Raw genomic sequence first — 1916 nt, forward strand, 5'->3', positions numbered from 1 at the left:
GGCGCCGCGGCGGACGACGATGGCGCGCAGACGCAGGCCGCTGCCTCCGCCGGTGTGGGCGATGAGGATGCGGGCGAGGAGGCGACCGATGCGTCCGAAGCCGTAGAGCACGACGTCGGTGGGTTCGGCGGCGACGGCTCCCATCGCGGGCGCGAGCACCTCGGCGAGGTAGGTCTCCAGCGGCTGCCCGCTCTCGGCGTGTCCGGCGACGAGCCGGGCGACGTCGAGGGAGGAGGCGCCGGGAGCAAGGGCATGGATCGCTTCCAGCACGGCGAGGCTGTCTTCGATCGGGAGCCGCTCATGCCCGAGCTGCGCGACGCGCTCGTGCACTTCGACGAGGCCGGTCGCCGACAGGCCGAGCAGCCGGTGCCCGTGGAGAGAGGTGACCACGTCGTGTTCGCGTCGGAGCGCCCCGATGAGCGGGATCATCCGCTCCGCCAGCTCTTCGCTCTCAGTCCAGTCGTCGCGGTGTGCCGCGGAATCGTTCATCTGCGTCCTTGCATGTGTGAGCGCGCGCCGAGATCGCCGGCGCGCGGGTTGCCGGGTGAATCGGGGGATGCATTCAGCGTACAAGTCGCGGGAACGCGTGCCGAATCGGGATCCTGGCCAAACCGCCCCGACGTCGGCTGCCGGGGGTAGTGTCGGCCTGTGGCATCCTTCGCTCCGCTCCAGCGGCTCGTCATCTCCATCGCGGTGCTCGCGTCATTCGTGACCTTCCTCGACGGCACGGTCGTGAACGTCGCGCTACCCGCGATCAGTCGTGAGCTCGGCGGCGGCATCACCACCCAGCAGTGGGTCGTCGACGCGTATCTCATCACTCTGAGCGCTCTGATCCTGCTCGCCGGTTCGGTGTCGGACGCCTACGGCCGTGTGCTCGTGATGCGGATCGGACTGATCGCCTTCGGCGTCTCCTCCATCGCGGTCGCCGCAGCGTTCGATCCGCTCACACTGATCATCGCCCGCGCCGCCCAGGGAGCCGCGGGGGCGCTGCTGGTGCCCAGCTCGCTCGCCCTGATCACCGCCACGATGCGCGCCGACGTGCAGTCGCGGGCCATCGGAGTATGGACTGCCTTCACCACCGGTGCGCAACTGGTCGGTCCGCTGCTGGGCGGGCTCTTCGTCGACTACCTCTCCTGGCGCTTCGTGTTCCTCATCAACGTCATCCCGATCGGGATCACGCTCCTGCTGCTCTCCCGCCTGCGTCTGCCCGAGCATCCCCGCGGCATCACCGTCGACTGGTGGAGCGGGGCGCTGTGCGCGATCGGTCTCGGCGCCGTGGTCTTCGCGCTCATCGAGCAGCCGAACCTGGGATGGCAGTCGCCCGCGATCTGGATCCCCGCGGTGGCCGGCGCCGCCCTGTTCGCGCTGTTCCTGTGGCGCCAGCAGCACTCCGCGTCGCCCCTCATGCCGCTGTGGCTGTTCCGCGTGCGCGACTTCGGCTGGGGCAACCTCGCCACGTTCTTCGTCTACGCCGCGCTGTCGCTCAACGGCTTCGTGGTCGGCGTCTACCTGCAGCAGGGCGCGGGGCTCAGCGCGACCGCCGCAGGCCTGGCGAGCCTCCCCATGACGATCCTGATGATCCTCGTCAGCTCGCGCGCGGGTCAGTGGGCGGGCCGATGGGGACCGCGTATCTTCATGACGGTCGGACCGCTGCTCATGGCCGTCGGCGCCCTGATGCTGCTTCTCGTCTCCACCGACTTCGACTACTGGTGGCAGGTGCTGCCGGCCATGATCGTGATGGGTCTCGGACTCTCCCTCACGGTCGCCCCGCTGACGGCCGCGATCCTCGCTCTTCGCGGTGCTTCACGATCTCCGTGCGGATGATGTATCCGATGAAGATGAAGCCCATCAGGGCGAAGAGAATCCACTGGATCGCGTACGACAGATGGGGACCGGGATCGTCGGTGGGGGAGTCG

1 protein-coding gene and 2 pseudogenes are annotated in these 1916 nt (G+C 68.9%); 1 reads left to right on the top strand and 2 read right to left on the bottom strand.

All coding sequences use genetic code 11. The features are described from left to right. Positions 1–489: pseudogene (locus KZA10_RS13685) on the bottom strand (glyceraldehyde-3-phosphate dehydrogenase); the annotation flags it as partial. 159 nt (positions 490–648) lie between these two features. Here KZA10_RS13685 and KZA10_RS13690 point away from each other — a divergent pair. After that, positions 649–1824 carry an MFS transporter gene (locus KZA10_RS13690; RefSeq protein ID WP_308289679.1) on the top strand — a complete coding sequence of 392 codons (1176 nt, stop codon included), beginning with the start codon at positions 649–651 and terminating at the stop codon, positions 1822–1824. On the opposite strand, the pseudogene KZA10_RS18785 reads toward KZA10_RS13690, so the two are convergent. Continuing rightward, positions 1757–1916 (bottom strand): annotated as a pseudogene (locus KZA10_RS18785) (SURF1 family protein); the annotation flags it as partial. The gene KZA10_RS13690 and the pseudogene KZA10_RS18785 sit on opposite strands and share 68 nt — an antisense overlap.

The sequence above is a fragment of the Microbacterium sp. BF1 genome (assembly GCF_019279095.1).
GTDB classification, from domain to species: Bacteria; Actinomycetota; Actinomycetes; order Actinomycetales; family Microbacteriaceae; genus Microbacterium; species Microbacterium maritypicum.